The organism is Lactobacillus sp. ESL0225 (genome assembly GCF_003692905.1).
Lineage (GTDB): Bacteria > Bacillota > Bacilli > Lactobacillales > Lactobacillaceae > Lactobacillus > Lactobacillus bombicola.
Genome location: NZ_REHK01000001.1, coordinates 23,331 through 30,433 on the forward strand (window position 1 = coordinate 23,331; position 7,103 = coordinate 30,433).

At 36.9% G+C, this 7,103-nt stretch carries 6 protein-coding genes and 1 pseudogene; all 7 read left to right on the forward strand.

Annotated elements, in window-relative coordinates; translation table 11 throughout:
* Nucleotides 1-8: 8 nt before the first annotated feature.
* Nucleotides 9-1,463, forward strand: coding sequence for a PTS galactitol transporter subunit IIC (locus F5ESL0225_RS00130; RefSeq protein WP_122021092.1), 1,455 nt, complete (start codon nucleotides 9-11; stop codon nucleotides 1,461-1,463).
* Between the two features lie 19 nt (nucleotides 1,464-1,482).
* Nucleotides 1,483-2,454 (forward strand): amidohydrolase family protein, encoded by a 972-nt coding sequence (locus F5ESL0225_RS00135; protein ID WP_090093263.1) that lies wholly within the window; start codon nucleotides 1,483-1,485, stop codon nucleotides 2,452-2,454.
* Nucleotides 2,455-2,469: 15 nt separating this feature from the next.
* Nucleotides 2,470-3,426 (forward strand): NAD(P)-dependent oxidoreductase, encoded by a 957-nt coding sequence (locus tag F5ESL0225_RS00140; protein ID WP_122024296.1) that lies wholly within the window; start codon nucleotides 2,470-2,472, stop codon nucleotides 3,424-3,426.
* 115 nt (nucleotides 3,427-3,541) lie between these two features.
* Complete coding sequence (locus F5ESL0225_RS00145; RefSeq protein WP_122047618.1) at nucleotides 3,542-4,543, forward strand: hypothetical protein; 1,002 nt, start codon at nucleotides 3,542-3,544, stop codon at nucleotides 4,541-4,543.
* A gap of 11 nt (nucleotides 4,544-4,554) precedes the next feature.
* Nucleotides 4,555-6,096: an FGGY-family carbohydrate kinase gene (locus F5ESL0225_RS00150; RefSeq protein WP_122047619.1), complete on the forward strand. Its 1,542-nt coding sequence runs from the start codon at nucleotides 4,555-4,557 to the stop codon at nucleotides 6,094-6,096.
* The gene (locus F5ESL0225_RS00155; RefSeq protein ID WP_118895838.1) at nucleotides 6,086-6,967 is read left to right on the forward strand and encodes an L-ribulose-5-phosphate 3-epimerase; all 882 of its coding nucleotides are present in this window, start codon (nucleotides 6,086-6,088) and stop codon (nucleotides 6,965-6,967) included. The genes F5ESL0225_RS00150 and F5ESL0225_RS00155 overlap by 11 nt, the downstream gene beginning before the upstream one ends.
* A 10-nt stretch (nucleotides 6,968-6,977) precedes the next feature.
* A pseudogene (gene araD, locus F5ESL0225_RS00160) lies at nucleotides 6,978-7,103 on the forward strand (L-ribulose-5-phosphate 4-epimerase); the annotation flags it as partial.

Here is a 7,103-nt window from a genome sequence, read left to right on the forward strand (position 1 = left end):
ATGAGGGTGTGTTAGAAACTGTTAATCGTATTTTTCAAGTTTTTGGTGCGAGTGTAGTTGTGCCAGTCATGATTTTTATTGTCGCACTATGTTTAAAGGTTAAGCCTAAAACTGCCATGATGAGTGCATTTTATGCAGGCGTGGGCTTAACGGGATTTGGTTGGATAATTCAAGCCTTTACGCCGACGATAACCAAAATTATCAAGCAAATGGTTAACAACACAGGAATCAAATTACCAATTGTTGATATTGGTTGGCAAGCAGGTTCATTAGCCTCTTTTGGCTCATCAGTTGGACTAAGTTTTTTCGTCTTTGGCTTGATAGCTGAATTGTTATTGTTTGCCTTTGGCATTACTAAAATTTTTATGGCTTCCAATTTATGGAATAATTTTGGTTTTATGATTTGGGGCACAACCTGTTATTATGTTACTCATAATTTTTGGCTATCACTAGGGTTATCATTTTTCATGTTACTTTATACTTTAGTTTTAGCTGAAATTCAAGCTGATCGTTGGTCAGATTATTACGGGGTCAAGAATGCCTCCGTAGCGTCTTTGCACAATATTGAACAAGTTATACCGGCAATTTTACTAGATCCTTTGTGGAACTTATTAGGGTTTAACAAGGTTAAAATGACCCCTGAATATTTCAAAAATAAGCTAGGTGTTTTTGGTGAACCGACTACTTTAGGGGCCCTACTAGGACTAATTATTGGAATTTTAGGTAATTTAAATAGCCTAGGTTCTTTAGCAGCATGGGGACAAATTTTTTCAGTAGCGGTACAATTGTCCGCTGTTATGACTATTTTCCCCTTAATTACTAATGTCTTTTCGAAAGCCTTTACGCCTTTAGCAGACGAAATTGATAAAAATACGCACAAAAATACGGCTGAAGCTAAGGAAAGTGTTAGTGAGACTACTAATAAAAAGCGGTGGTTCTTGGGGGTTGATGATGGAGTTGGGTATGGTGAGCCTGCTACAATTATTTCAGGTGTAATTTTAATTCCTATTATGGTTTTAATAGCCTTTATCCTTCCAGGTAATAAAACTCTGCCAATTGTTGATTTGATTTCCTTACCGTTCATGGTTGAATCGATTGTTGCTCTAACTCGGGGGAATATCTTAAAAGTAATTGCTAATGGAATTGTTTGGTTTAGTTTGGGATTATATGCTTCTAGCTGGCTCGGTAGTTTTTATACGGGAGCAGTCTCTCATTACGGCGTTGCCCTTCCAGCGGGTATAGTCTTGATTACCAGCTTTAATTTAATGGCTCGCCCCCTGAATGCTTTAGTATTTGCGGCGTTTGTTTCGCAAAATCCATTGTTAATTGGCTTAGTAGTTTTAATTTATTTGGCATTATTATTTGCTTTACGGCGGTATCGTCCACAAATTTGGCAATATTTAAGTAAAATGGCAGATAAAAATAGAGGTTATTCTGGTAGTGATGAAAAAATAACTTATTAATCGAAAGGAGATAATTATTATGAAAAAAATTGATGGACACATGCATTTAGTGCGCTCGTTAGCTGGTTTATCTGCTAAGGGGAGAATGACTCCCCTAGGCAAAGGTCAGGCAATTTGGGACAATGGGATGTTTCTTAATTTGATTCCTGAAGGCTGGGGTGACGATAATTTTACTGCCGAATCGGCTTTAAAAGTAATGGAAGACGATGAGGTTGAAAAGGCAGTTTTGCTTCAGGGCAGCTTATATGGCTTTCAAAATTATTATTCTTATCAAGCTGTTAAAAAATATCCTGATAAATTTATTGCAGCCTTTTCAGTTGATCCCTTTGCCGATAATGCAATGGAAATTGTTCGCCGGCATGTAGAAGACTTAGGTTTTCGGGCAATTAAGTTAGAAATTAGTCAAGGTGGTGGGTTACATGGTTATCATCATCCATTTCGTTTAGATACTTCACCAGAATTAGGTAAAATGTTCCACTACTTTGCTGATTATCCTGGATTTGTGATTACCGTTGATTATGGTGACTATACGCAATTTAGCTATCAACCCGAAGCAATTGTTAATTTAGCACAACGATATCCTAAATTGGATTTTGTGGTTTGTCATTTATCATTCCCTAGTGCTGATCATTTGAATCGTTTAGCTAATGCTTTAGAGCAATGGGAACCATATAATAATATAACTACTGAAATTGCGGCAATTCAAGATATTGAACATGAAACAGAATTTCCATTTCCGCGCTGTCAAAAAGATGTAGCTTTAGCAAAAGATATTTTGGGGGCTAAAAGAATTCTTTGGGGAACCGATTCACCATGGTCTTCGACTTTTAACTCATATCATAATTTAGCAACTTGGTTAGAAGAAACTGATATCTTTACTGCATCGGAATTAGAAGATGTTATGTATAATAATGCTAACCGGATTTATTTCAAACCGCAAAATATACAAGCAGTTCGTGATAGTGAAGACCCAGTTTTGAAGAAGATATAGTAAGGAAGTAAAAAGATGAGTAAAATAAAAGTATTAGTCACAGGAATTATTCCTGAAGCAGGTTTAACTGAACTGAAACAAAATTTTGATGTTACTTATGACCCAGAAAAAGAGACGCGTGAATGGGTTTTAGAACATTTATCTGAATACGAAGGATTATTAATTATGGGGATGAAGGGTGATCGAGAACTGATCGATGCCGGTACTAACCTCAAAATTATTACTGCTAATGGAGTTGGCTTTGACCATATTGATATTGAATATGCTAAGCAAAAGGGTATTGTGGTAGCAAACTGTCCTCAAGGTGTACGCGTTCCAACAGCAGAAATGACTTTTACCCTCTTATTGGCAACAGTTAGACATCTTCATTTTTATGATAAAGTTGTGCGCAGCGGGCAATGGATTGATGTCTCTGAACCACAGTATATGGGGATGAGTTTACAGGGTAAAACTCTTGGTGTTTATGGTATGGGGCGTATTGGCTCTGAAGTAGCTAAATTTGCGCAAGTATTCGGTATGAAAGTTATTTATAATGATGCCCATCGCTTAACTCCTGAATTAGAAGCAAAATTAGATGTTAAATATGTGGATTTTGATACCTTAGTTCAAACTTCAGATGTAATTACTTTGCATGCCCCAGCCCTTCCTTCAACCAATGGAATTTTTAACGCGGAAGTATTTAAAAAGATGAAAGATACAGCTTACATCATTAATGCGGCGCGGGGACAATTGATTAAACAAACTGACTTGATTGCAGCCCTTAAAAATGGTGATATTGCAGGAGCAGGTCTTGATGTTTATGAAACTGAACCAGATATTCCACAAGCTTTACGTGATTTAGATAATGTTGTTCTATCACCGCATGCTGGAACGGGTACTTTAGAAGCGCGGACAACGATTGCACGTGAAGCCTCACAGAATTTGATTTCATATTTACGTGATAAGAAACCACTAAACCAAGTTAATAAATAATAGCTTATCTTTTACCAGTAACACTGGTAGTTGGCTCAATTATTGAGGAATCCCCCAAATAGTTTCGTGCTAGGAGGGGATTCCTTTTTTCAAAAATTATAACTGAGGTAGAAGTATGGAATTTAATAAAATTTTTAGTGATCAGCTTGATCATTGTTATGCAATTATGCGATTACAAGCCTTAAATCGTGATTTTATCATAGTAGCTTCAGAAGAAAATCATCCATGCTATGCTTATGATTTAAATAATAATTTTAACAAGTCCACTGTTTGGTCAGACATTGGTGGAACAATGACTATGGTTCAGATACCAGGAACATTAAATTTTTTAGCAACGCAAAAGTTTTATCCAGGCTTTAATTCTTTACATTGCCGGATTGTAAAAGAAACTTTCAATGGGCAAGGTTGGGATCAAAGTATTGTGGGGGAGTTTCCCTATATTCACCGCTTTGATATTATCCCCAAAACTAAAGACGATTATTGGTATATCGGCTGTTCAATTGCTAATTCCAAAAAAAATACGAATGATTGGTCTGATCCTGGAAAAGTCTGGGTAGGTATTTATAAAGATAAACCGCAAAAAATTACCGCTTTAAAGGCCTTACCAATTAGAATTACCAAAAATCATGGTTATCAAAGGATGGCAGGTTATTCTTTAATTACTGGTGAAGAAGGTATATTTCGCTTAGATTACCCAACTAAAGTGGATGATTGGCAACTGCAACAATTATCAAGTATTGCGACTTCTGATATTGTAGCAACTGATCTTAATGATGATGGACAATTAGAATATTTGGCAATTGATGGATTTCATGGCTCTTATTTAAGAATGTATGATAACAATTTCCATACTCTAGCAAGAACTACTAAAGAAACCCCTTTCGGGCATGCACTATGGGGTGGAGAAATTAAGGGCCATAACTACTTTTTATTTGGTTGGCGTTCAGGAGCACAGGGGTTAAAACTGATAAAAAATGTTGATTTAACTGGCGATTTATTAGCTAGTCATCTTGGCCCAAGTAATGTGTTAGTTTATCAAAAGGAACAACAACAATATTTACTATCAGCTAACCGTGAAGCCAATGAAGTGGCCATCTATCAAATTTGTGACAAATAAGGTGAAGTACAATGAATTATTTTTTGACTATTGATAATGGTGGAACTAATACTAAGGTCGTCATTTGCAATGAATTAGGGCAACAACTAGGCTTGGCTTCGTTTCCAACCAAGCGTATATCTCCCCAACCAGACTTTCAAGAAATTAAATTGTCAACTTTATTAGTAGATATTGGTCGTGTAATTCAAGAGGCTTTGCATAATGCCCACTTAAAAGCAGCGCAAATTAGTGCAGTTACAGTAGTGGGTCATGGTAAAGGATTATATGCGCTTAATAATGAAGGCAAAATATTTATGAATGGTATTTTGTCGACGGATAATCGAGCTAAAGGTATTGCAACTGAGTTAAATCAGCAACTAGTAAAAATTTATGCGCTTAGTCATCAACAAATCATGGCTAGTCAGGCACCGGTTATTTTGCGTTGGTTAAAAGATAATCAACCGGCTAAGTACAATCAAATTGGCTATATCCTATCTAATAAAGATTTTATTCGGTATCTTTTAACCGGTAATATTTTGCAGGAGCTAGGGGATGCATCTGGTAATAATTTAATTAATTTGACAACTAAGCAATACGATACAAGATTATATGATTTCTTTGGTATTTCAGAAATTTCTGCTAAGTTACCACCATTGATTAATGCAACTGATTTAGCAGGGCATATAACAAGTCAGGCAGCTAAAATAACAGGGTTAGTCAGTGGCACACCAGTTTATGGCGGGATGTTCGATATTGATGCTTGTGCCCTAGCAACTGGTGTCTTAGATGATAGTTTATTTAGTATGATTGCTGGAACGTGGAATATGAATATCTTTCCTAGTCACCAGTTGGCACCACTTGACTCAGGCTTAATGAATTCTATTTTTCCTACTGGTGATAACTTAATTGAAGCATCAAGTCCAACTTCTGCCGGTAATCTTGATATGATGCTCAAAATTTTGCTAGCAGATGAAATTCAAAATGCTAAGCAAAATCATAAGTCAATTTATGATTATTTGGAGCAAATGCTAGATACCACCAAGGCAGATTATGCTCAATTATTTTTCTTTCCATTTTTATATGGTAGTAATGTAAATCCAAATGCTGAAGGTGCCTTTATTGGTTTGCAAAGTTCGACCACTAAAACTGAGATGATTCGAGCAGTTTATGAAGGGATTTGCTTTGCCCACCGTTATCATCTGGATCAGTTATTAAAAATATTGGGTCATAATCCTACTGCAATTAGAGTGTCTGGTGGGGCATGTAACTCTAAACATTGGGTCCAAATGTTTGCAGATGTCTTAAACTTGCCAGTTGAAATCACTGCTGCAACTGAATTAGGAGGCTTAGGGGGAGCTATAACTTGTGCCGTTGGCCGTGGCGTTTATCCTGATCTACCGACTGCAGTAGGTAAAATGACGCAAGTAACAGCTCAATATCAACCATGTCGTGAAGAAACTAAGATTTATAATCAAAAATATCAAGTTTATTGTTCATTATTACAAGCGCTAGATGGTGCCTGGAATAATTTAAGCAAGTTAAAAAAGGAGTTGAATGTGCATCATGACAACTAATGCACTCGGAATTTACGAAAAAGCTTTACCACAAGATCTATCCTGGCGGGAAACGTTTGAATTAACACATGACTTAGGTTTTAATTTTTTAGAATTTTCGATTGATGAAAGTGATCAACGACTGGCGCGGCTTGATTGGACACGCCAGCAACGCCAGGAATTTCGTGACCTAATGTGGGCTACTAAGACACGCATTAATAACTTAATGCTCTCTGGTCACCGCCGCTTTCCTTTGGGCTCAGCCGACCCCCAAATTCGCCAGCAGGCATTAACGATGATGCAAAAGGCAATTGATTTGTGTGTTGACTTAGGTATTCATAACATTCAAATGGCGGGTTATGATGTTTATTATGAAGAAAAGACGGCTTCTTCGCGTGAATATTTTGTAGAGAATTTGACCAAGTGTGTGCATATGGCCGCCCAAAAAAATATTATGCTATCAATTGAAACGATGGATGATCCCTTTATTAATAACCTGACGAAGATTAAGCATTACCATGATTTAGTTAAAAGTCCTTGGTTACAGGCTTATCCGGATTTGGGTAATTTAAGTGCTTGGCCTAATCAAGATGTAGCTGCAGAAATTGAAAATCAGATTGATACCATTTGTGCGATTCATTTAAAAGACAGTCAAAAAGTCACCGCAACGTCACCGGGTCAGTTTAAAAACGTGCCCTTTGGTCAAGGTTGTGTTGACTTTGCTGGCCTCTTACGCTTATTAGTAAGATTAGATTATCATGGTAGTTTTACAATTGAGATGTGGGCTGGCGAAAATGGTGCCAGTGACGCCCTCGAACAGGTCAAGGCCGCAAAACAATTTTTTACTAACTTGTTTGACCAAGTGGGCATTGAACAAGAAGAAGTCAGATAAGGAGAGCACAATGCTAGAAAAATTAAAACAAGAAGTTTATGAAGCAAATATGCAGTTACCCCAATTGGGCTTGGTAACCTTTACCTGGGGTAATGTTTCTGGAATTGACCGCCAGCAAGGCTTATATGTAATTAAA

Coding starts and splice junctions, on each gene's coding strand:
- F5ESL0225_RS00135 (WP_090093263.1), top strand. CDS start 1,483: ATGAAAAAAATTGATGGACACATGCATTTAGTGCGCTCGTTAGCTGGT.
- F5ESL0225_RS00150 (WP_122047619.1), top strand. CDS start 4,555: ATGAATTATTTTTTGACTATTGATAATGGTGGAACTAATACTAAGGTC.
- F5ESL0225_RS00145 (WP_122047618.1), top strand. CDS start 3,542: ATGGAATTTAATAAAATTTTTAGTGATCAGCTTGATCATTGTTATGCA.
- F5ESL0225_RS00140 (WP_122024296.1), top strand. CDS start 2,470: ATGAGTAAAATAAAAGTATTAGTCACAGGAATTATTCCTGAAGCAGGT.
- F5ESL0225_RS00155 (WP_118895838.1), top strand. CDS start 6,086: ATGACAACTAATGCACTCGGAATTTACGAAAAAGCTTTACCACAAGAT.